Origin of the sequence: Paenibacillus vini (assembly GCF_018403325.1) — a bacterium.
GTDB classification, from domain to species: domain Bacteria; phylum Bacillota; class Bacilli; order Paenibacillales; family Paenibacillaceae; genus Fontibacillus; species Fontibacillus vini.
On sequence record NZ_BOSL01000007.1, the window covers coordinates 72,214 to 94,937 of the forward strand.

Consider the following 22,724-nt stretch of genomic DNA (forward strand, 5'->3'; position numbering starts at 1 on the left):
TTTTTGTCGAAAAAGCGCTTTCCTTAAATTTGGACTATTGCATTATTCGGCATAAACCATGACAATAGATGTAGATAGATGTCTAAACAAGGGGGAACCGAAAACTCATGTGGGGTGCTCCTGTAACAGAACGCGCCAAGAGCATAATGCTGCTTGGCGGCGGGGAACTGGGCAAGGAAGTCATCATAGAGTCACAGCGCCTTGGACTCCGGACTATCGTTGTCGACCGGTATGAGCATGCACCGGCGATGGGGGTAGCCCATGAAGCCTACTGCATCGATATGCTGGATGAGGAGGCTTTAAAATCTCTGATTGTCCGGATTAACCCGGACCTTATCGTGCCGGAAATCGAGGCCATCGCTACTCCGGCGCTCGTAGAATTGGAGCAGGAAGGCTTTACGGTTATTCCTACAGCCAGAGCCGCCCTGCTGACGATGGATCGCGAAGGGATCCGCCGGCTTGCGGCAGAAGAGCTTGGTTTGCCGACCGCCGCCTACCGCTTTGCGGACAGTCTCGAAGAGCTGGAAGCCGCCGTGGCGGAAATCGGCGTTCCTTGTGTGATTAAACCGCTGATGAGCTCCTCGGGCAAAGGCCAGAGCGTTTGCCGCAAGCCGGAAGAGGTATCCACTTGCTGGACCCTGGCTTTGGAAGGCGCCCGCGCCAAGAAGATGCGCGTAATCGTGGAAGCATTTGTTCCGTTTACGAGCGAGATCACACTTCTTACCGTACGATCCGCTTCAGGCACGGTGTTTTGCCCGCCGATCGGTCATATCCAACAAGACGGGGATTACGTGGAATCTTGGCAGCCGCATCCATTAACGGAAGAGCAGCTGCTCGAGGCCCAGTCCATCGCGGGAAAGATAACCGAGGCGCTTGGCGGTTATGGTATTTTCGGCGTTGAACTGTTCGTGACCCCGGAGGGTATTGTCTTCAGCGAGGTGTCTCCACGACCGCATGATACAGGTATGGTAACGATGGTGACCCAGGATTTATCGGAATTTGCCTTGCATGTTAGGGCTATTCTAGGATTTTCGATTCCGTCGGTGGAACTGTTGACCCCCGGAGCTTCGGCTACATTAAAAGCCGACCGCGAAGGGGAGGACTTTGAGATCGGCGGAATGGAAGAAGCGCTCCGCTTGCCAAGAACGCAAATTCGCGTCTTTGGCAAACCGCTTTGCAAACCAGGCAGACGAATGGCTGTCGCCCTTAGCAGCGCCGATGATGTAGAAACAGCCCGAAGCCGCGCCAAGCAAGCGGCAAATATATTAAAGGTGGTATGGTCAAATTGAGTAATCAGGTTTGTGCCCCGGCCTTGGCAATCCGCAGATGTTGCAGCGATGATGTACATCATATGCTTCCTTTGATGCGTCAGCTTCGCTATCCAACTACGCCAAGCGTGCTGAAAGAACGCCTTACGATGTTGGAAGGTCACGAACAACTTTGCAGTTTGGTCGCTGAAGTGGATGGAGTTGTGGTAGGAACCATATTTCTAAAGCAGCATCAGACGCATGATATGATGAAACCTGTTACTAGCATTACGGCATTGGTAGTTGACGAGAAGCATCGGGGAACCGGGATCGGGAAACGTCTTCTTCTTGAGGCGGAGACCTGGGGCAAAGAGCGCGGCAGCTCGCAGATGTTCGTATCCGTAGCCGGAGACAACAATATTACGTCCAAATCATTCTATGAGTATTCGGGATTTACCTGCACAGGCTACCGTTTAAGCAAGCCATTGGCATAACCGAAATAAAAGCTATGGAAAAGGGATTCCGCCCATTTTCCATAGCTTTTTTCATGTTATTTCACCTTTGAGACAGGGATCCATATCTCACTTCTGAAATGAGGAGACGACATCTCTTTACTCTCGTTCCACAGTATTTCCGGTCCTTCGATCAGTTCATAAGCCGAGGAGGGGAGCCATTCGGCATAAATGCGTCCCCAAACATTTTGCAGTGTATCGGGAAAAGGGCCCACTGCTTCGAAAACGGCCCATGTAGAAGACGGAACTTCGAGGGACGTCAGTCCCTCCGGACACTCCTTCGTAGTCGCAGCGCCGATATAATGATCCAATTCCCCTTTTTCCTCCATACGTTCCTCCGAGAAATTTACCGATGCGCTGATCAGGCCATGAGGCTCGACATCCGATAATTGTTTCAGCGTGGTAATCTTCTCCTCGTTTAAACTGGCCCACATCGAAGCGATCTCCGGATTGACTCCATGGAATACTATCGGGACCCTTTTCATGATTCCCACGATGCGAAAATCATCTTTCTCTACGATTCTGTAATTCATTTCGTTCCCTCCTTGAATGGTCAACTGAAAGGTCATTTGCGGATACGCTTTGAGCATTGAACCGTGATTACGGGCATCGGAAGGGGTGATTCCATGCAAGAGTTGAAAGGCTCTGGCAAAAGAATCGGGGGAATTGTAGCCGTATTTTAGTGCCACATCTATAATTTTCAGGTCTTTATTCTTCAGATCAAATGCGGCAAGCGTAAGGCGTCTGCGGCGGATGTACTCCGACAGTGGAACCCCGGCGAGAAAAGAGAACATTCTTTTGAAATGGTATTCCGAGCAACAGGCCGTCCGCGCTACCTCCCGCATTTCGATTTCCCCATCCAGGTGCCGTTCGATATATTCCATTGCACGGTTCATGCTTAGTAACGAATCCATGGTTTTTCCTCCCTTTCAACGTAAGATTAACAGAGGGTTTTAACGTGTTCCCGACAAATCCAGTGCAAGTTATGCAGGATAAGCTGCGTTTAGCGGAAATTATTCATGCGATATCAGGCAGCTAGAGGTCCGAAGTTTATACTTTCTGATATCTAAAAAAGACCGCCCGGCAATCGGAAATTGCCTAACGGTCCTTCGTGACATAAACCTGTTAATTTGCCGCATAAACGGAAACCGGCTCCAAAGCCGCAGCACTTCTACGGTGGCAATAATTCCGGCGATAGATTTCCATTTCTCCCCGAAACATCAGTTTAAGATGACAGCAACTGGAAAAATCATGGGGTGTTGTAAGCCCGGCGGATTTGTCGAGGAGCTTGACGCCCGCATTTTGAAAAACGCTGCTAACGAACTGGGAACAAAAATAAGAATTTTCTCCGCCCAGCTCCATATTGAGGACGATTCCTAGAATCCCCAGGAAGTTATAGCTGTAAAGATCGCGATTCTCTTCGAATTGCCGGACGTAATTTCGCATATCATTATAGGTTTCCTCGCTGACAGTATAACTGTAGACTGCACAGGTGGCTCTTTCGAACACGCGGGCATGAATATTCTCTTGGACGAAGCCGCCGAACATCGGAAGGAGCGGGTGTTTTCTGCCAAAGCTGTATACTTCCCGGAGCTCGGGATCGAACGCGATAGATGCATGATTATAAGGTGCCCGTGTATATAAGCCGATCATTTTAGCTACAACCGTATTCGGATTACTTAGTAAAATATAAATTTGTTTGTTCTTTGTCATTAGTATTCAACCGCCATTATATTATTGGTTATGTATTCCAGATATTTCTATGTTCCATTTGATATTATCATGGTACGGCGATTCGGGGAATAGCGAAACGGACCGAAGACGGAAATAAAACTGGACTAAGGTCGTGGTTTAATTTGGGAAGCCCCGTTCCGAATCATTTACAAAAGCTGGTTGATAGGATAAAATCGGGGGGAAATTAAGGCACTTTGGCGGGCAATGCGAGAAGGAAGAGGATGGTTGTCGATGTACAAGTTAATTTTGGCTGATGATGAGGAAGATGTAAGAGAAGGGCTGCTGCAGTTAATCGATTGGGATAGCCTGGGCTGCCAAGTATCCGATACCGCGGAGAACGGAAAAGAAGCGGTGGAGCTGGTGGACAAGCACCTGCCCGACATTGTGGTCACGGATATCCAAATGCCGTTTATGAACGGCCTGGAGCTCTCCGAATGGATACGAGAAACTTACCCGGACACCAAAATCATTATTTTGACCGGTTATGAAGAGTTTGAATATGCCCAAAAAGCAATCCGGCTCGGCATTGACGAATATTTGCTCAAGCCTTTCTCGGCCGGTGAACTGGCGGCGGTGTTACGCAAAGTCAAGGAGCAGATGGATGAGGAGAGGGCGGCCAGGGAAAATGTTCAGCTTCTGACCGAGCACTATCGGAAGAATCTGCCTGTACTGCAAAGCTTGTTTCTCTCTTCGCTGGTATCACGGCGCCTTCCGAAACAGGAGATCCGCGAAAAAAGCTGGCACTATGATCTTGATCTCGAGGGTACCGGTTATATGATCTCTGTACTAAGAATCGATGACGCTTTTTTGGACCAAAGCCGCGAAACAAGGTCGAGTTTACGAGGTTCATCACTTTCACTGAGAGAAACGAACGATACTCAGCTCCAGCTGTTTGCCGTATTGAATATAGCTAAAGAAATCGTCCGCTCGATACCGGGCGATCACCAGGTGTTTATTCATCATGACGAAGTCGTGCTGCTCAGCATTTTTGATAGCGCTGACATTGAGTTAATGGTGGGCCGGAGTCTGGATCTGCTGGAGGAAATCCGGCTCAGCGTGGAGCGTTATTTGAAGCTGACGGTTACGATCGGAGCTGGCATGGCCATTTCGGATATCGGGGATGTGTCCTTATCTTATCAAGAAGCGCTGCGTGCGCTGGATTATCGATTGATCCTGGGCAGCAACAAGGTGATCTGGATCAATGACGTGGAATCCCGTCAAATCATTCCCTTTGTGTTCGATGAAGTGAAAGAGAAGGAACTGATACGATGTTTGAAGGTTGGGAGCGATAAAGAGCTTGGAAATCTTCTTGATTCCCTGTTCGGCGGGCTGCTCGACAGCCGGATTTCGTATCAGGATTTTCAGGTTTATTTGCTGATGATGCTCACTGCCGTCATTAAAGCGTCTCAGGATGTCCATGTGGATATGGACAAGCTGTTCGGAGACGGGGCGGTGTTTCTCGGCATGTTGTCCAAATTGTCGCATGCGGCGGAAGCGAAGGCCTGGTTCGCAGGAATATGTATGAAGCTGAAGCACTCCATTGCAAGCGAGAGACAGACGAGCTATAACAAGCTGGTGGAGGAAGCCAAGGAATACATACAGCTGCATTTTGGAGAGAGCGATATGTCGATTAACAAGGTGTGCAAACAGCTTCATATCAGCACCGGATATTTCAGCAATATTTTTAAAAAAGAGACTGGAATGACATTCGTAAATTACCTGATGGGTGTGCGTATGGAGTCGGCTCAGCAACTGCTGCGGACTACGGATTTAAAGGCATTTGAAATTGCGGAGAATGTCGGATTCACCGATCCGAACTATTTCAGCTTTTGCTTCCGTAAAAAATTCGGCATTTCGCCGAAAGAATACCGGGGAGGAGCCGGTAAGGCATGAAAGGACCGCAGACCATTTCCCGCTTTCTAAGAAATTTTCATGTCAGAAAAATTCAAGTGTTAATCTCTTTATCTTCGATTACCATTACCATTCTTGCCGTCGTGCTGGTAAGTGCCCTGCTCTTCAACCGCTTCTCCAAAGCGGCGGAAGCGAACGCATATCTCAATCTGGGGCAGATTATCGAGCAGGTGAACGCCAATCTGGAACTCTATGTCAGCGGGATGCAGGATATTTTCGAACTAGCCCAAGAGCAGATCAATGCCGCTTCCGATATTCCTGACGACCGGCAGCTTGGCGAACAGCTCGGGACGATTTTGAATACGCGCAAAGACCTGGTATCGATGGCGTTGTTCACCAAAGGCGGGAACCTGGTGCGGGGAGTTCCGGAACTTCCGATGCGGCAAAATACGAAGCTTACCGAGCAGCTCTGGTTCGAATCGGCGATTCAGAACCCGGGGACCCTGCAGTTTACTCCTCCGCATATCCAGAACTTGTTTAAATCGGATTACCGCTGGGTGGTATCGATGAGCAAAAGTATTACCTACCGTGACGATTCGCGTATAAGGCAAGGTGTGCTTGTTATGGATATTAACTTTCGTACGATCGATGAACTGAGCCAAAGGGTTGGACTTGGCAAAAAAGGATACGTCTACATCATCGATAGCGTTGGAAACATCGTTTATCATCCTCAGCAGCAGCTGATTTATGCCGGCCTCAAGTATGAGAATCTCGAACCGGTGCTGAATTACGCATACGGGAGTTATCTTGACGATTCCGAGGGCGAACAACGGCTCATCACGATCCAGACGGTGAAGCCGGCGGGCTGGAAGATCGTCGGCGTGGCTTATGCGGATGAATTTTTGACCACAAAAAAGGAGCTTGGCGGATTCCTCTACGGTTTTTTACTTGCCGCTATTGCCGTCATCCTTATTATTAATTTGTACGTCTCGGCCAGAATATCACAACCGATCCGCCGTTTGGAACGTTCCGTTCAGATGGTGGAAAAGGGCGATTTCGGTACGAACGTGTATGTCAGCGGGGCCTATGAGGTCGAGCAGCTGTCGAAGCGGTTTAACCTGATGCTGCGCCGGATACGGGAGTTGATGGATCAGATTATTCAGGAGCAGGAGGCCAAGCGCAAAAGCGAGCTCGATGTCTTGCAATCCCAGATCAATCCTCATTTTCTATACAATACGTTGAACTCGGTGACGCGGATGGCGGAGCTCGGCCGTAATGAGGAAGTGGTAACGACGATCACGTCCCTTTCGCGGTTTTTCCGCATCAGTTTGAGCAAAGGAAATCATATTATCCCGGTAGCGGACGAGCTGGAGCATGTGCGTCATTATCTGATTATCCAGACCATCCGGTTTAAAAATAAATTCCGTTACGAAATCCAGGCGGAGCCGGATACGCTTGATTGTTTGACCCTGAAGCTTATTCTTCAGCCTCTGGTGGAAAACGCGATTCACCACGGCATTGAGAAGTCGGCCGAGGAGGGTTTCATCGGCGTTTACGCCCGGATAAACGGAAACAACCTGGAATTAGTCATCAGGGATAACGGCATCGGAATGACGCAGGATACCGTAGACAAGCTGTTGTCCGGAAGACTTCGCAGCGAAAGCGGCTCGGGAGTCGGTGTCACCAATGTCCAGGAGCGGATCGCCCTTTACTACGGTAAGGATTACGGGCTGCACTATGAAAGCGAGCCGGAAGAAGGGACTACCGTTACTATTAAACTGCCGATCGTCAGGCCGGAGACCCCGAAGATAGAGGGGGATGAATCATGAAGTTCGGTTACTGGCTGAAGAATGGTCTGCTGCTGCTGTTATTCATGTTGCCGTTGACGGCTTCCTGTGCGCCGGCAGGCAACCTGCAAAAAGGCGAAAAGACGACCGTGATTGATATGATCGTCAAAATGGACCGTGGGGATTATTGGAGCACGATCAAAATGGGAGCCGAAGTGGCGGCGAAGGAATATAACGTAAAACTGAATTTTCTCGCCCCCGAAAATGAGAACGACTACAAGGAACAAATCCAGCTGATGGAACATTCGATCGCTCGCCGGCCGGACGCCATCATTCTGGCCGCGAGCGATTATGAGGCCCTGGGACAAGTGACCGACCGCAGCTCCTATTACGAGATCCCGGTGATTTCCATGGATTCCGAGGTCGCTTCCACAAAAGTGAAAACTTATGTCGGAACGAACAATTATGAAGCGGGGCAGAAAGCGGCCGAACGCTTGGTGGAACTCACCGGCAAACAAAGCGATATTGGAATCGTGAACTTCGTAAAGGGAGCCCGCAATGCCGACCAGCGGGAAGAAGGCTTTTTGGATTACGTGGCGCGATTCTCGGGAATCCGGGTAGTGGATATCCAGTATTGCGGATCTGACGAGGAATTGGCCTACCGTTTAACGCGAAATATGCTGACAGCTTATCCAGGTCTGGACGGGCTGGTATCTTTGAGCGCGGAATCCTCGATCGGAGCGGGCAGAGCCGTGGAGGAAATGGGGTACGGAGGCAAAATCAATATGATCGCATTTGATAATCCGCCTGAAATGCTGGAATTGCTTCAGGAAGAAACGGTTCAGGCGATGGTCGTGCAAAATCCGTTCAATAACGGATATATGGCGGTCGCGGCCGCGGTTAAAGCTGCCCATGGAGAAAAGCTGGAGGATCGAATTCCGACCGATACAAAGCTCATTGATCTGGAAAACATGCTGTGGCCCGAAAATCAGAAGCTGCTGTTTCCTTTTGTTAAATAAGCGGCAGCATCAAATACTCCCCTGCCTGGCAGGGGAGTATTTTTGTATATTCGGGGTAAATTACTGGAGAACCAGAAATTTCCGCAATTATATAATCGGGAAGGAGATCATGATGAGCGATAAGGATATGCTGCACACGGGAACTGTCGATACGACCAAGGTGCTTGATGACTTATGGTGCGTCCGGACCCTGATCGTAAATACGGTATTTGTGGGACATCCGGAACGGGGAGACTGGGTGCTTGTCGATACCGGGCTGGGCCCCTTTAAGCATGCACTAATACAGGAAGCCGATCATATTTACGGAAGGCCTCCCAAAGCGATCATTTTGACGCACGGGCATTTTGACCATGTCGGGTGCGTGATCGAGTTATCGGAATACTGGAAGGTTCCCGTCTATGCCCATGTTGAGGAATTCCCTTATTTAACAGGGCTTCGGGATTATCCGGAAGGTGATCCTTCCGTGGGCGGCGGGCTGATGGCCGGAGTGGCCCCGTTGTATCCGAACGGCCCCATAGATATAGGAGACAGATTGCAACCACTTCCGGAGGATGGCACCGTCCCTGGAGCGCCAGGCTGGAAATGGATCGCCACGCCGGGACACAGTCCGGGGCAGGTTTCTTTGTACCGGGAACAAGATCAAACTTTGATTGCCGGGGATGCTTTTATTACGGTCAAACAAGAATCGGCGCTCGCGGTGATGCAGCAGAATAAAGAGATACATGGGCCGCCGAGGTATTTTACCCCGGATTGGGAGTCCGCGAAAGAATCTCTGCGCAAGCTGGCTGCATTACCCCTGGAAACGGCGGTTACCGGTCACGGCTTGCCGATGTCGGGCGAGGAACTGCGCACCGGGCTCAAGATGCTAAGCGAGAATTTCGATGAACTTGCCGTCCCGGAACAAGGTAAATATGTGGATGATGATCGGCATTAAAGCGTGATGGCGCCAGCTCCGGGATAACCCCGGGGCTTTTTTAGTATGAAATGATCAATATAACATCCTCAGAATTTTCATAGAACATCTCAGAATATTTGATTCGCAATCTTGAGGATTCCATGCATAATGAAAACGTAACCAACAGGATAAAAAGAAAACGAATATCAGTTCAGGAGGTCAAAAGAATGAAAAAAGTCGGTACAGCATTATTAGTTGCAGCAGTGCTCGGGGCCACGATGGCAGGCTGCTCCAGCGGCGGAAACAAAGATAGCGGCGGGGCGGGCGAGCCGAAGGTAGGCGTGGCCATTTACAAGTTTGACGATACTTTCATGACCGGCGTGCGGAATTCCATTGAGAAGAACGCAAGCGGCATCGCTAAAGTGGACATTGTCGACAGCCAAAATTCCCAGCCAACCCAGAACGATAAAATCGACTTGTTCCTAACGAAGAAAACAAATGCGTTGGTCATTAACCCGGTTGACCGTACTGCAGCTGGAGTCATTATCGATAAGGCCAAAGCTAAGGATACTCCGGTTGTATTCCTGAACCGCGAACCGCTTCCGGAAGATATGAAGAAGTGGGATAAAGTGTACTATGTCGGTGCGAAAGCGGAAGAATCCGGTACCTTGTCCGGTCAAATTATCGTCGACTACTGGAAAGCCAATTCATCGGCTGATAGAAACGGCGACGGCGTTCTCCAATACGTCATGCTGAAAGGCGAGCCGGGTCACCAGGATGCCGAGCTGCGCACGCAATATTCCATTCAAGCGGTGGAAGATGCAGGCATTAAGGTAGAAAAAGTAGCCGAAGATACTGCGATGTGGGACCGCGTAAAAGGGCAAGAGAAGATGGCCGCATTCCTGGCTGCCAATGGAGATAAGATTGAAGCCGTATTTGCGAACAATGACGACATGGCATTGGGTGCCATCGAAGCGTTGAAAGCTGCCGGATATTTTACAGGCGATAAATTTATGCCGGTAGTCGGCGTGGATGCTACTGCGCCAGCTCTTCAAGCACTGGAACAAGGAACGATGCTAGGCACGGTGCTCAACGATGCCGAAAACCAAGGCAAAGCGGCTGTGATGTTGGCTTCCCTGCTGGCAAAAGGCAGCGAGATTAACAAAGACAGCGTAGGCTTCGAGATTACGGACAATCAATATGTCTGGATTCCTTATCAAAAAGTAACGAAAGATAACGCAGCTAATTTCAAATAAAACGCAGCGTACGCAGCAGGACTTCTCATAAGCAATTTAAGCATGGGAGGTTCGAACCTAAAGGGACGGACCTCCCAATTTATATGGATGGCTTGAAGGATAGAGTCTTGGAGGGAACGCTTGCTGTGCCTCTTTAGGAATAGAACAATTTAGGGGGCGGAACCATGATGGAACAGAAATATGCATTGGAGATGAAGGATATCTCCAAGGAATTTCCCGGCGTCAAAGCGCTGGATCAGGTAACTCTGCAGGTTAGACCCGGGACCGTACATGCGCTAATGGGCGAAAACGGCGCGGGCAAATCAACATTAATGAAATGCCTGTTCGGAATCTATAAACCCGACGGCGGAGAAATTTATTTGAATGGACAAAAAGTCGAAATTAACAACTCCAGCGACGCACTGAGACTTGGAGTTTCGATGATTCACCAGGAGCTGCACCCGGTGCCGTTCCGCAATGTCATGGAAAACATATGGCTCGGCCGCTTCCCGCTGAGGGGCTGGTTTCCCTTCAAATTTGTGAACCATAGCAAAATGTTCAGGGACACGGAAGAGCTGTTTAAACAGTTAGATATTGATATAAGTCCGGATACGCTGGTAGGAAAGCTATCGGTTTCCAAAATTCAATCCATTGAAATTGCGAAAGCGGTTTCATTTCATTCGCAAATCATTGTCATGGACGAACCTACCTCGTCGTTGACCAGTGTGGAGGTGGAGCATCTATTCCGCATTATTAATGATTTGAAGAAACGCGGCGTGTCTATCATTTATATTTCGCACAAGATGGAAGAAATATTACGTATTTCCGACGACGTGACGATCATGCGGGACGGAAAGAAAATCGGAACTTGGCCGGCGGCCCAAATGACGACCGATTTGATTATTTCCAAAATGGTCGGGCGGGATTTGACACAGCGATTCCCTGACCGCCATAACGTTCCAAACGGCGTAATTATGAAGGTGGATCATCTGACTTCCCCTGATCCGAAGTCGTTCAAGAATGTGTCTTTCGAGCTTCGAAAGGGAGAAATACTCGGCGTGGGCGGTCTTGTGGGAGCCCAGCGGACCGAATTGGTTGAAGCCTTGTTCGGGCTTCGAGACATTCAGTCCGGCAGCATTTCGATCAATGGCAAAGAGGTCAGAATCAAAAGCGCCGGCGATGCGAAACGTCACGGGTTGGCGCTGCTGACTGAGGAACGACGTACAACGGGGATTTTCCCGGTATTATCCGTACACGAGAATGCGGCCATCGCCAATATGGACCGGTACGTAAAGCCTTACTTACTGATCGACGACCGCAGAAAAAAGACAGAAACCAACAAAATGGTAGAGAAGCTGCGGACCAAAACACCTTCTCCAAAGACTCTGATTATGGATTTGTCCGGGGGAAATCAACAGAAGGTTCTGCTCGCGCGCTGGCTCCTTACGGAACCGGAGATTCTGCTGCTCGACGAGCCGACCCGGGGAATCGATGTCGGGGCGAAATACGAGATTTACTCTCTTATCGCGGAGCTGGCCCAGCAAGGTAAAAGCATCATCATGATTTCATCTGAGATGCCCGAACTGCTTGGCATGTCCGACCGGGTGATGGTTATGTCCGAAGGTCGACTGACGGGCATATTGGATGGATACCAGGCCTCGGAAGAGGAAATTATGCGGCTGGCTGCCCAGCATTAGCGAGAAAGAGAAGGAGGAGAACATCATGGAAATTAGAAAAGTACAAAATTTCGTAACCCAAAATGCGATATATATCGTCCTAGCGGTGCTCGTCATCGGGATTGCCGTGTACGAACCAAGCTTTATCGGACTGAATACGCTTCAGGATATACTGGCTCAATCATCAACCCGGGTGATTATTGCGCTAGGCGTAGCCTTTATCCTGATTACCGGAGGGACCGACTTGTCGGCCGGACGGATGGTGGGTTTAACTGCGGTTATATCAGCGTCCATGCTTCAAACGGAAGAATACGGGCGGCGGTTCTTCCCGGATCTCCCGCAATTATGGATGATCCTGCCGATCATCATCGCCATCGTCGTAGGTCTAATCTTCGGCATGATTAACGGAATCATAGTCTCCAAATTCAAAGTTCCTCCCTTTATCGCCACCCTCGGTACCATGGTCGCGATTTACGGTATCAATTCTTTGTATTTCGATATGGATCCCAACCAGTCACAGCCGATCGGCGGACTGCGCAAGGATTTCACGGACCTTGGTTCAGGAAGCATCCACATCGGACAATTTTCGCTGCATTATATCGTCATTATTGCGATCGCCGTTTGTTTCATCGTCTGGGTCATGTTCAACAAAACCCGGCTCGGTAAAAACATGTACGCCATCGGAGGCAACGTACAGGCAGCGAAGGTATCCGGCATCAACGTAAACAAATACCTGATTCTGATTTACTCCATCGCAGGTGCGCTGTACGGGTTGGCCGGCGTCCTTGAGGCCGCCAGAACGGGCGGAGCCACCAACAACTACGGGAATATGTATGAGCTTGATGCGATCGCGGCCTGCGTAGTTGGCGGGGTATCTACGACAGGCGGGATAGGTACGGTTCCGGGCGTCATGGCCGGCGTGCTGATCTTCACGGTAATTAACTATGGACTGACCTTTGTCGGGGTTGGCCCGTACTGGCAGCAAATCATTAAAGGTGCGATTATCGTTGCCGCTGTTGCATTCGACATGCGGAAATATGCATCCAAAAAATAAACGAATTTTCATTTTTTATTTCCAATTTTCCAGTTATTTCTCATGCGTATTAACGGGGAACATGTTAAAATGTGACAAGGAACTCATTTTTTGTGGAATCATCTGACTAAGGAGGAGAAACTTCGATGAACAAGAAGTCTCACTTAAGAAGAATTTCTGCGGGCCTTGTCTTCTCCGTCTTGGCAGGATCTTTGATGCTGGTACCGGCAGGAAGCGGTACGGCTGATGCGGCTTCATCTAAACAAATAGCGGCAGTTTATGCGAAAATTCAGACCGAACGGGCTGCTGAAGTAGTTGCCCTGGTCAACAAGGAGCGGGCTGCAGCGGGATTAAAACCGCTTACCGTGCACACTAATTTATCGAAAATGGCAAAAACCAAAGCGATCGACATGTTTAAAAACAAGTATTTCAATCACACATCACCTACTTACGGGTCCCCCTTTGACATGATGGATTCATTTAACATCACATACCGTTATGCAGGCGAGAATATCGCCATGGGGCAAAGAACCGCCAAAGAGGTAGTGGAGGACTGGATGAACAGCCCGGGCCATAAAGCCAATATTTTAAATGCCAATTACAATCTCATCGGCGTCGGTTATTACAACGAGTACTGGGTTCAGGAATTCATCGGTACAAAAGATTGAGATGATTGAAACGCGAAAGCAATAGACACGCCAATGAGGCGTGTTTTTTGCTTGAATAAAAATATTTTTAATAAGGATGAAACCTTGAAACAATCGCTACGTAAACATTTATCAAGAAGTTAAAATTTTTAGGGAGGCAACTAAACCATGTCGATTTTTAAAAGATTACGTGATTTGACCATGTCTAATATTAACGCGATGATTGATAAAGCGGAGGATCCGATCAAGATGACGGATCAATATATTCGTGATATGCAGGAGGACCTGGAGGACGCCGAGAAGGCGGTCGCCGCTCAAATCGCGATTGAGAAGAAATTCAAGGCGCTTTATGAAGAGCAGGAAGCTTTGGTAGCCAAGCGTACGCAGCAGGCTCATACGGCCGCTCAAGCCCAAAACGTAGAATTGGCCCGCCGTGCGCTGGAAGAGAAGAAAGCCGCTGAAACGAAGATGAACGAGTATAAAACGAACTACGACCAAAACAAGACTTCCGCCGATAACCTTCGCGCTAAGCTGGAAGAGATGCGTAAACAGCTTACCGAGATGAAGAACAAGCGGGAGACGCTGGTAGCCCGTTATAACGCGGCTAAGGCTCAAAACGAGATCAACAAGGCGATGACCGGCTTTAGCTCGGACTCCGCTGCCAGCGGTCTAAAACGCATGGAAGAAAAAATGATGCAGATGGAAGCGCAGGCCGAAGCAAGCAACGAATTGAACTCCAAAGGATCCGATCTGGACGACGAATTCGAAAAGCTCGGCAAGGACCAGGCGGTTGAAGATGAACTGGCTGCTTTGTTGAAACAGTACGACAACAATCAAAAATAAGAACGCTTTGAATTGAACGTAAAGCGAGGCAATGTAGCTCATGAGTATGTGGAAAAGAATCGGAAACCTGTTCGCGAAACCGGAGCCGCCACAGGTGGAAAAGAGCATGTTGACGCTCTCCCCCGGAGATATGTGCGAAGTGTCCTTGGTTACTTATGAAGTGACGGGACGGGTTCATAACCGTGGACGGAATGCGGTCGTACTGACACTGCAGGACGGCGCCAAGATCAGCTATTTGCTGATTGAAGAACGGGAGACGCTGCAATATCAGCTCTACCGCCCGATCGACGGCCGGCTGGATACGCCTGACGAGGTTCCGTCTGAAATGGAACTGGACGGAAGAACTTATTACCTGGATGAAGAGTATGTTGGCTCGGTAACCGTTACCGGCCGTACTCCCTTTATGCAGGGAGGCGAGCAGTATGTATGGCAGTTCCAGTCCGATGATTTTGCGCTGATGCGCATCGAATGGCAAAACGGACGTTTCATGCTCTATGAGGGTGAGAAGGTAATTACTGCCGACGTTAAGGTAATCAGAGCGAGTTAAAAGCTGGTAGAGCAGTGCCCATGGGCACTGCTCTTTTTGCGATACTATATAGGACTAAAGAAGAAAATGATAAAGGCAAGGTAGTAAAATGATTCCGAAGAAGCGGAGCGTTCGCCTTTGGTTGCGGATTTCAACCGAATTGGATTTTATAAAATCAAGAAATCTGGAACCAACAGCGATCGTAGGAACATTTTACGTACTTGCCCCATATCAATTTCGCCAGTCCATCTTATATAGTTTATGATTAGCAAACAGCATCCCATGGACTGCGATAAATTTGATTCTTGGTTCAAGAAGTTTTATGGTAATTACATAAATTGGAGAGAATAAGAAGGGGCTATTTCTACAGGAGGAGAGTTGCAGATGAACACTACGTCCCGGATATGGCGGGCGGCGGGTCTGATTTCGGCCGTGTCGACACTGCTGTTATTATGCGGATTTATATATGCGGTGCGTGACGTTATTTATCCTGTAACAAGCGAACCGAACGGGGCCGGATCCCCCGGGGATCATTCATTAAATGTCCCGCTACAAGTGTCCGCAATGGATGTAACGGCAATCGGAGATTCTTTGGCTAAAGGCACCGGAGATGATACGGGGAAAGGTTTTGCCAAAAGAACCGTCGAGATATTGAAGAAGCAGGGTACGGAAAGTAAACTCGTAAACAACTTGGGAATTAACGGGCTAACTACTAAAAAGCTGCTGCCCATGCTGGACGAACCGGGGGTTCAATATGCGCTTAAACAGGCCGGCATGATCATGCTCTCCATAGGAGCCAACGATTTGTTCGAAGGAGGGGAGCCGCTGCAGACCCGGACGGAGCTGCCCTCGGAAGCGGAACTGAATGCAAAGGTGAAGAGCGCAACGGAAAATTTGAGCGAAATTTTGGCCAAGCTGCATGATATTAATCCACAAGCCCGGATCGTCTACATCAGCCTGTATAACCCTTTCTCGGATATGAAAGAGTTGAAAAATGCCGGGGATAAAGCAGTAGCGCAATGGAACAGTATTGCGGCGGAAACGATGTCTTCCATAGACGGCGGCCTGGTCGTGCCTACGTTTGATTTGTTTACTTTACAGGCCGGCCGGTATCTCTCCGGCGACCATTTCCATCCGAACGGGACGGGGTATCAGGCCATCGCGGAGCGCATCGTACAGGGGATCGGCGTACAAGAGTGACACAAGGAGTGAAGAACTTTGGCAGCGCAGAATAAAGCCGGGCAACAGCCGCGGCAGATCGTTTTGAAGGTAGAACACTTAAAGAAAAAGATCGGTCGTACCTGGATTGTCAGGGATGTGTCGTTTGAGGTGCGGGAAGGGGAAATCTTCGGGTTTTTAGGCCCAAACGGAGCCGGTAAAACTACGACGATCCGGATGCTGGTTGACCTGATTCGCCCTACGGAAGGAAGCGTAAAGGTATGCGGACACGAAGTGAACCGGGAGCCGGAACGCGCGTTAGCCTATGTCGGTTCGATCGTGGAGAATCCGGAAGTATATAATTACTTGACCGGCTGGGAGAACCTGGAGCAGTTCGCTAGAATGATGAACGGTGTGGATGCGGCGCGGATTGCTGAGGTAGCGGAAATGGTCGGACTGGACGAGCGAATTCATGACAAGGTGAAAACTTATTCCCTAGGCATGCGCCAGCGCCTAGGGATCGCGCAGGCTCTGCTCGGCAGGCCTAAACTGATGATACTGGATGAGCCGACCAACGGTTTGGATCCCAAGGGGATTAAGGAACTCCGCCAATTTATCAAGGGCTTGGCGGATGAAGGGATGGCCGTATTCGTGTCGAGCCACTTGCTCAGCGAAATCCAATTGCTTTGTGATCGTGTGGCGATCATTAGCCGCGGCAGCGTTCTTGCTGTAGGAACGGTCAACGAACTTATCCAGGGAAGCTCGAATTACGTGGTCTGGGAGCTGGAGCCCCGCCACAAAGGGGAAGCGTTGTTAAAGGCGGCGGGCGTGACTGTGGTCTCAAAAGCGGGCGATGTGCTCGACGATGCGATTATGGCCGGAATCGGCGACAACGCCGTCGTGGCCCAAATGCAGCCCGAGGACATTCCACGTTTGTTGGCCAGTCTGGTCGGCGCAGGGATTCATGTAGGCGCCGTGCATAAAATCAATCCTACACTTGAGCAACTGTTCCTGGAGATGACGGATGGTGAAACTATTGAATAATCATATGTTATCGCTTGTTCAAAACGAAACGATCAAAATGATCAAGAAGAAACGATTCTATGTTGTCGTGTTGGTATTGTTGATTTTGGTTCCTATTTTTGCATATGCCCAAATGAAGCAAGCCGAGGACAAACGAGAAACCTACGGGGCGGACTGGCGCCGGGAAGTGCAGCAGGCGATTACCGACAATCAGAATTCTCTCGGCAGCGACCGGGTGCCGGAGGAATGGAAGAAATACCGCCAAATCTATATTCAGCAGATGAAATATTATTTGGAGCATGATGTAAACCCGGCCCAACCGGGAGGCGTCTCGTTCACGCGGGAGTTTCTGGACAATGCGTCAACCCTGTTCATTCCATTGCTGATCATGGGAATAGGCTCAGACATCGTGTCCTCGGAACGGACGGGCGGAACGGTGAAGATGCTGCTGACCCGGCCGGTCCGCCGTTGGAAGGTGCTGCTCAGCAAGCTGATTACGCTGTTGCTCTTTGTATCGCTGATCGTGGTTTCTTCCTTTATCATCTGCTATCTGATATCGGGTCTCTTTTTCGGATATAAAGGATTCAATTTCCCTGTATTTACGGGCTTTCAGCTGCAAGGCGCGGACGTGGACATGTCGGCGGTGCACTCGGTGCCCCAGTGGAAATATCTCTTTATGCAGGCGGGCCTGATCTGGTTCGTCGGCATCGTTGTCGCGATCCTCGCATTTATGGTGTCGGTGCTGGTAAGGAGCACTGCGGCTAGCATTGTCATCATGATGGCGGCGCTAATCGCGGGGAATATTCTCAGCAATATGGCTTCTTCCTGGACAAGCGCCAAATATTTGTTTATGGTGAATCTTGGACTAACCAATTATTTGGCAGGAACCCCGGCTCCGATCGAAGGAATGAACCTTGGATTTTCACTCGTAGTGCTGGCGGCTTGGGCGGCCGTTTCATTGGTTGTTTCATTCCTTGTCTTTACGAAACAGGATATATTGAATTAAAATGGACAAGGATAACAAAACATTTGTTTGCATTGTAGTACAAATCATGGACTACATAATAGCTAAAAGGGGGAGCATGAATGGCCGAACAAATCGATTTGTTCGAAGACGCCTCCGGTGCAAAGCCTGGCCATGCGGCTTCGGGATACGACGCGGACGACATTCAGGTGCTCGAAGGGCTTGTCGCGGTACGTAAACGACCAGGTATGTATATCGGCAGTACGAGCTCGTCGGGACTTCATCATCTGGTATGGGAGATTGTGGATAATGCTGTCGACGAGCATTTGGCGAAATTTTGTACCAAAATCGACATTACGCTGAACAAAGACGGTTCCGTTACGATATTTGATAATGGCCGCGGCATTCCGACCGGAATGCACAAGACAGGCATTCCAACACCGCAGGTGGTATATACGATTTTGCATGCCGGGGGGAAATTCGGCGGGTCGGGATATAAGAAATCCGGCGGCTTGCACGGGGTTGGCGCATCGGTGACGAACGCGCTCTCCGAGTGGCTGGAAGTCGAAATTTACCGGGAAGGTAAAATCCATCGCATGCGGTTCGAGTATTGGGTGGACAAAAAGGGGATAGAGCATGTCGGTGAGCCGGTGACGGGCCTGGAGGTATTGGGAAATACGAACCGGACAGGCACCAAGGTTACGTTCAAGCCGGACAAACGCGTGTTTGTCAATGGAATCGGACTGAGTTACGATACGCTCGCGGAACGTTTACAGGAGATCGCATTTCTGAATTCGGGCCTCAAAGTGACCTTGAAGGATGAGCGGTCGGATCGTTCCGACGAGTTTTTTTACGAGGGCGGAGCCAGCCAGTTCGTTCAATTTTTGAATGACGGGAAAGACGTGCTGCATGATGTAATTCATTTCTACGCCGAGCGCGAGGATATCGAAGTCGAAGTCGCATTGCAATATAATGCGGGCTATACGGAAACGCTGGTTTCTTTCGTCAATTCGATTCCAACTCGCGGCGGAGGTACTCATGAGACGGGCTTCAAGACAGCCTATACCCGGGTTATGAACGACTATGCGCGGAAGAATGCCATGCTTAAGGAAAAGGATAAAAATCTTGATGGCAACGATTTGCGCGAAGGCATGATGGCGGTCATCAGCGTTAAAATGTCCGAAGTTGAGTTTGTCGGTCAAACGAAGGACCAACTCGGTAGCGCTTCCGCGCGTAGTGCTGTGGACGCAGTTGTGGCCGAGAAAATGGCGTTGTTCCTGGAGGAAAACCCGCAGGTTGCTCAGACGCTGATCAAGAAAGCGATTCAGGCTTCACGTGCCAGAGAAGCGGCTCGTAAAGCGCGGGACGAAATGCGCACGGGCAAGAAGCGGAGCGAAAGCTCCAATCTCGGCGGCAAGCTGACTCCTGCGCAGTCCAAAGATTTTACGCGCAATGAGCTGTTTATCGTCGAAGGCGATTCTGCCGGCGGCTCGGCCAAACAGGGACGGGATTCGAAGATCCAGGCGATTCTGCCGCTTAAAGGAAAGCCGATGAATCCGGAGAAAGCCAAATTGGCCGATATTCTGAAGAACGATGAATACCGGGCGATCATTTCGGCGATCGGCGCGGGCATCGGGCCGGAATTTGCCGTGGAAGACAGCAATTATTCGAAAATCATCATCATGACCGACGCCGATACGGACGGAGCGCACATCCAGGTGCTGCTGCTCACTTTCTTTTATCGTTACATGAAACCGCTGATCGACGCCGGACGTGTCTATATCGCTCAGCCTCCGCTCTACAAGATTACCCGCCGGTCGGGTAAACTGGAGACGATCCGTTATGCATGGAGCGACGAACAGCTTCAGAACTATCTGAAGGAATTCGGCAAAAACTTCGAGCTGCAACGGTATAAAGGGCTGGGGGAAATGAACCCGGAACAGTTGTGGGAAACGACGATGAATCCGGAAACCCGCACGATGCTTCAGGTGCAGATCGAGGACGCTGCCAAGGCAGAGCGCCGCGTATCTACGCTGATGGGCGACAAAGTCGATCCCCGGAAGCGCTGGATTGTGGAGAACGTAGATTTCACGGAGTATGAGGAATAGAAGGTGACATGATTTGAGTTCATTGGAGAATTTTTTACCGGCTTTTCTCGAAGAAGTCGTAGGAGACCGTTTCGGCCGGTATTCCAAATATATTATTCAAGATAGAGCTATTCCTGACGTCAGAGACGGCCTAAAGCCGGTGCAGCGACGCATTCTGTATGCGATGTACGACTCGGGCAATACCCCGGACAAGCCTTATCGTAAGTCGGCCAAAACGGTCGGGGACGTCATGGGTAACTATCACCCGCACGGCGACTCTTCGATTTACGAGGGCATGGTCCGGATGGCACAGCCATGGAAGATGGGACATGTATTGGTAGACGGTCACGGCAACTGGGGTTCCCAGGATGATGACCCGGCCGCTGCTATGCGGTATACGGAGGCACGCCTTTCGCCGATTGCGATGGAGCTGCTCCGTGATATAGAGAAAAGAACGGTCCCTTTTAAGGACAACTTTGATAATACGGCTATGGAGCCGGTTGTGTTGCCTGCCCGTTTTCCGAACCTGCTGGTCAACGGGGTAAGCGGGATCTCCGCCGGTTTTGCGACCGAGATTCCGCCGCATAATTTGCGCGAGGTGATCGATGCCTGCGTAGCGATTATGGAAAAGCCGGGGATTTCTATGGAAGAGATCCGTTCGTATGTGAAGGGACCGGATTTTCCGACCGGCGGCATTATTATGGGCGAGGATGGAATCCAGAGCGCCTATGAGAACGGGAAAGGGCGGATTTATCTCCGCTCCAAAACGGAGATCGAAACGATGCGCGGCGGCAAGCAGCAGATCGTCATCACGGAGATCCCTTATCAGGTCGTAAAATCCAGGCTCGTTACAGCCATGGAAAACATTCGGCTGGAGAAAAAGGTCGACGGGATCGCCGAGGTACGGGATGAGAGCGGACGGAACGGTCTGCGCATCGTCGTTGAGCTGAAGAAAGACGCAGACGCTCAAGGCATCCTTGCGTATTTGCTCAAGAAGACCGATTTACAGGTCACTTATAATTTCAACATGGTGGCGATTGTCAATAAAGCGCCGCGTCAGCTTGGACTCCGGGCGATGCTGGACGCTTATATCGCTCACCAGCGCGAAGTGGTCACTTTCCGGACCCAATACGAGCTTGAGAAGCTGGAAGACCGGGCCCATGTACTGGAAGGTTTGGTTAAGGCCCTGAATATTTTGGACGAGGTCATCGCCGCCATCAAGGCGTCGAAGAACCGCCAGGATGCTCAGAACAATTTGCAGTGGATGTTCGGATTTACCGAACGTCAAGCGGATTCCATCCTGACGCTGCAATTGTACCGGTTGACTAACCTGGAAATTACTTCGTTGCAAAAAGAACTGGACGATATTCAGAAGAAGATCACAACTCTTCGCGGAATTCTTGAGAGCGATAAGAAGCTGATTGCCGTCATCAAGAAAGAACTGATCGAGATCCGTGACAAGTACGGTATTGATCGGCGTTCGGATATCCAGGGCGAAGTGGAAGAGCTCAAGGTTAATCTTGAGGTTATGGTGGCCCAGGAAGATGTGCTGATCACGCTGTCTCACGAAGGATATATCAAACGGACGAGCATGCTTTCGTTTACGCGTTCCGGCGGGGAGCGGGAAGGGTCCGGAGTGAAGGAAGGCGATTATATCAAGCATGTGCTTGATGTGAATACGCTGCAGAATCTTCTAATCTTCACCCAACGCGGCCAATACTTCCTGTTGCCGGTGCATCAGATTCCGGAGTTCAAATGGAAAGATAACGGTACCGCGATCGTCAATGTCATTCCGATGGCTAAGGAAGACCGGATCGTCAGCGTGGTTCCGCTGAAGGACTTTGACTCGGCTGATACGAGCTTTGTCTTTGTCACGAAGCGCGGTCAGGTGAAGCGTACTGAGCTCAAAGAGTACGAAACGAAACGGTCGGGAGCCATCGCTGCCTGCAAGGTGGCCGACGGGGACGAGATTATTAACGTGACGCTTAGCCAGAATCGCCAAGACATTCTGTTATTGACGAAACAGGGGATGGCCATCCGTTTTGCGGAGAATGAAGTCAACTCCATGGGACGTGTCTCGGCCGGCGTTCGCGGCATCGCTTTGAAGGAAGAAGACGAGGTCGTAAGCGCATTGTGGGTTGAAGGCGAAGAAGGTGAAGTGCTCGTTGTATCCGATCTGGGCTACGGCAAACGGAGTCTTCTGCTCGATTATCCATTGCAAAGCCGCGGAGGCAAAGGCGTTCAGTCATTTGAATTCAAGGAAGGCAAACGGGTTAAGCCGAACGGCAGCCGCTTATCCGGCGGGTTCCATTGCAAAGAACCGCTTGCGCTGCTCGCCGTGACCAAGGAAGGCGCCATGCTTTCATTCAGTTCCGAGGATGCGCCTTTATCCGATCGCAAATCGATCGGCAAGGTGTTGGCTCCAGTCGACAAAAAAGACGAGATCACGGATTTGCTGCTTCGAAGTCAATAATAATAAGCTTCACG

General features: G+C 50.1%; 18 protein-coding genes and 1 pseudogene. 17 read left to right on the forward strand and 2 right to left on the reverse strand.

The genetic code is table 11. The features are described from left to right. Positions 1-107 precede the first annotated feature (107 nt). Positions 108-1,289 (forward strand): formate-dependent phosphoribosylglycinamide formyltransferase, encoded by a 1,182-nt coding sequence (gene purT / locus KJS57_RS12375; protein ID WP_213655028.1) that lies wholly within the window; start codon positions 108-110, stop codon positions 1,287-1,289. Continuing rightward, positions 1,286-1,741 carry a GNAT family N-acetyltransferase gene (locus tag KJS57_RS12380; RefSeq protein ID WP_244861510.1) on the forward strand — a complete coding sequence of 152 codons (456 nt, stop codon included), beginning with the start codon at positions 1,286-1,288 and terminating at the stop codon, positions 1,739-1,741. Before purT ends, KJS57_RS12380 begins: the two co-directional genes overlap by 4 nt. 56 nt (positions 1,742-1,797) lie before the next feature. On the opposite strand, the gene KJS57_RS12385 is transcribed toward KJS57_RS12380, so the two are convergent. Further along, entirely contained in the window at positions 1,798-2,673 is an 876-nt protein-coding gene (locus KJS57_RS12385) for an AraC family transcriptional regulator (protein ID WP_213655029.1), read from the reverse strand. A 211-nt stretch (positions 2,674-2,884) separates the two neighbouring features. Further along, positions 2,885-3,472 carry a C40 family peptidase gene (locus KJS57_RS12390; protein ID WP_213655030.1) on the reverse strand — a complete coding sequence of 196 codons (588 nt, stop codon included), beginning with the start codon at positions 3,470-3,472 and terminating at the stop codon, positions 2,885-2,887. A gap of 252 nt (positions 3,473-3,724) precedes the next feature. On the opposite strand from KJS57_RS12390, the gene KJS57_RS12395 reads away from it, so the two are divergent. The 15 genes and pseudogenes from KJS57_RS12395 (at position 3,725) to gyrA (ending at position 22,710) form a co-directional block, all read left to right on the forward strand. Continuing rightward, entirely contained in the window at positions 3,725-5,386 is a 1,662-nt protein-coding gene (locus tag KJS57_RS12395; RefSeq protein WP_213655031.1) for a response regulator, read from the forward strand. Continuing rightward, the gene (locus KJS57_RS12400; protein WP_213655032.1) at positions 5,383-7,173 is read left to right on the forward strand and encodes a sensor histidine kinase family protein; all 1,791 of its coding nucleotides are present in this window, start codon (positions 5,383-5,385) and stop codon (positions 7,171-7,173) included. Before KJS57_RS12395 ends, KJS57_RS12400 begins: the two co-directional genes overlap by 4 nt. Continuing rightward, positions 7,170-8,150: a substrate-binding domain-containing protein gene (locus KJS57_RS12405; protein WP_213655033.1), complete on the forward strand. Its 981-nt coding sequence runs from the start codon at positions 7,170-7,172 to the stop codon at positions 8,148-8,150. Before KJS57_RS12400 ends, KJS57_RS12405 begins: the two co-directional genes overlap by 4 nt. Before the next feature lie 112 nt (positions 8,151-8,262). Next, the gene (locus KJS57_RS12410) at positions 8,263-9,084 is read left to right on the forward strand and encodes an MBL fold metallo-hydrolase (RefSeq protein ID WP_213655034.1); all 822 of its coding nucleotides are present in this window, start codon (positions 8,263-8,265) and stop codon (positions 9,082-9,084) included. 188 nt (positions 9,085-9,272) lie between these two features. Further along, positions 9,273-10,301, forward strand: coding sequence for a galactose ABC transporter substrate-binding protein (locus KJS57_RS12415; RefSeq protein ID WP_211020794.1), 1,029 nt, complete (start codon positions 9,273-9,275; stop codon positions 10,299-10,301). Between the two features lie 164 nt (positions 10,302-10,465). Continuing rightward, on the forward strand, positions 10,466-11,977 hold the full coding sequence (locus tag KJS57_RS12420) for a sugar ABC transporter ATP-binding protein (RefSeq protein WP_213655035.1): 1,512 nt from the start codon (positions 10,466-10,468) through the stop codon (positions 11,975-11,977). Between the two features lie 25 nt (positions 11,978-12,002). Further along, a complete protein-coding gene (mglC, locus tag KJS57_RS12425; protein ID WP_211020792.1) occupies positions 12,003-13,010 on the forward strand; it encodes a galactose/methyl galactoside ABC transporter permease MglC in 1,008 nt (335 codons plus the stop codon). A gap of 203 nt (positions 13,011-13,213) precedes the next feature. Continuing rightward, positions 13,214-13,657 (forward strand): annotated as a pseudogene (locus KJS57_RS12430) (CAP domain-containing protein); the annotation flags it as partial. A 147-nt stretch (positions 13,658-13,804) separates the two neighbouring features. Next, on the forward strand, positions 13,805-14,479 hold the full coding sequence (locus tag KJS57_RS12435; RefSeq protein WP_211020790.1) for a PspA/IM30 family protein: 675 nt from the start codon (positions 13,805-13,807) through the stop codon (positions 14,477-14,479). 40 nt (positions 14,480-14,519) lie between these two features. Continuing rightward, positions 14,520-15,026, forward strand: a complete 507-nt coding sequence (locus KJS57_RS12440) for a DUF4178 domain-containing protein (protein WP_211020789.1) — start codon at positions 14,520-14,522, stop codon at positions 15,024-15,026. A gap of 363 nt (positions 15,027-15,389) precedes the next feature. Further along, a complete protein-coding gene (locus tag KJS57_RS12445) occupies positions 15,390-16,205 on the forward strand; it encodes a GDSL-type esterase/lipase family protein (protein ID WP_213655037.1) in 816 nt (271 codons plus the stop codon). An 18-nt stretch (positions 16,206-16,223) separates the two neighbouring features. Then, entirely contained in the window at positions 16,224-17,207 is a 984-nt protein-coding gene (locus KJS57_RS12450) for an ABC transporter ATP-binding protein (protein WP_213655038.1), read from the forward strand. Then, the gene (locus KJS57_RS12455; RefSeq protein WP_244861511.1) at positions 17,188-18,192 is read left to right on the forward strand and encodes a DUF2705 family protein; all 1,005 of its coding nucleotides are present in this window, start codon (positions 17,188-17,190) and stop codon (positions 18,190-18,192) included. Before KJS57_RS12450 ends, KJS57_RS12455 begins: the two co-directional genes overlap by 20 nt. A gap of 80 nt (positions 18,193-18,272) precedes the next feature. Continuing rightward, complete coding sequence (gene parE, locus KJS57_RS12460) at positions 18,273-20,258, forward strand: DNA topoisomerase IV subunit B (protein ID WP_211020786.1); 1,986 nt, start codon at positions 18,273-18,275, stop codon at positions 20,256-20,258. Between the two features lie 13 nt (positions 20,259-20,271). Then, complete coding sequence (gyrA, locus tag KJS57_RS12465; RefSeq protein WP_213655039.1) at positions 20,272-22,710, forward strand: DNA gyrase subunit A; 2,439 nt, start codon at positions 20,272-20,274, stop codon at positions 22,708-22,710. Positions 22,711-22,724: the final 14 nt, after the last annotated feature.

Coding starts and splice junctions, on each gene's coding strand:
- KJS57_RS12445 (WP_213655037.1), top strand. CDS start 15,390: ATGAACACTACGTCCCGGATATGGCGGGCGGCGGGTCTGATTTCGGCC.
- KJS57_RS12420 (WP_213655035.1), top strand. CDS start 10,466: ATGATGGAACAGAAATATGCATTGGAGATGAAGGATATCTCCAAGGAA.
- KJS57_RS12395 (WP_213655031.1), top strand. CDS start 3,725: ATGTACAAGTTAATTTTGGCTGATGATGAGGAAGATGTAAGAGAAGGG.
- purT (WP_213655028.1), top strand. CDS start 108: ATGTGGGGTGCTCCTGTAACAGAACGCGCCAAGAGCATAATGCTGCTT.
- KJS57_RS12410 (WP_213655034.1), top strand. CDS start 8,263: ATGAGCGATAAGGATATGCTGCACACGGGAACTGTCGATACGACCAAG.
- mglC (WP_211020792.1), top strand. CDS start 12,003: ATGGAAATTAGAAAAGTACAAAATTTCGTAACCCAAAATGCGATATAT.
- parE (WP_211020786.1), top strand. CDS start 18,273: ATGGCCGAACAAATCGATTTGTTCGAAGACGCCTCCGGTGCAAAGCCT.
- KJS57_RS12455 (WP_244861511.1), top strand. CDS start 17,188: ATGGTGAAACTATTGAATAATCATATGTTATCGCTTGTTCAAAACGAA.
- KJS57_RS12400 (WP_213655032.1), top strand. CDS start 5,383: ATGAAAGGACCGCAGACCATTTCCCGCTTTCTAAGAAATTTTCATGTC.
- KJS57_RS12440 (WP_211020789.1), top strand. CDS start 14,520: ATGAGTATGTGGAAAAGAATCGGAAACCTGTTCGCGAAACCGGAGCCG.
- KJS57_RS12390 (WP_213655030.1), bottom strand. CDS start 3,472: ATGACAAAGAACAAACAAATTTATATTTTACTAAGTAATCCGAATACG.
- KJS57_RS12385 (WP_213655029.1), bottom strand. CDS start 2,673: ATGGATTCGTTACTAAGCATGAACCGTGCAATGGAATATATCGAACGG.
- KJS57_RS12405 (WP_213655033.1), top strand. CDS start 7,170: ATGAAGTTCGGTTACTGGCTGAAGAATGGTCTGCTGCTGCTGTTATTC.
- KJS57_RS12415 (WP_211020794.1), top strand. CDS start 9,273: ATGAAAAAAGTCGGTACAGCATTATTAGTTGCAGCAGTGCTCGGGGCC.
- KJS57_RS12435 (WP_211020790.1), top strand. CDS start 13,805: ATGTCGATTTTTAAAAGATTACGTGATTTGACCATGTCTAATATTAAC.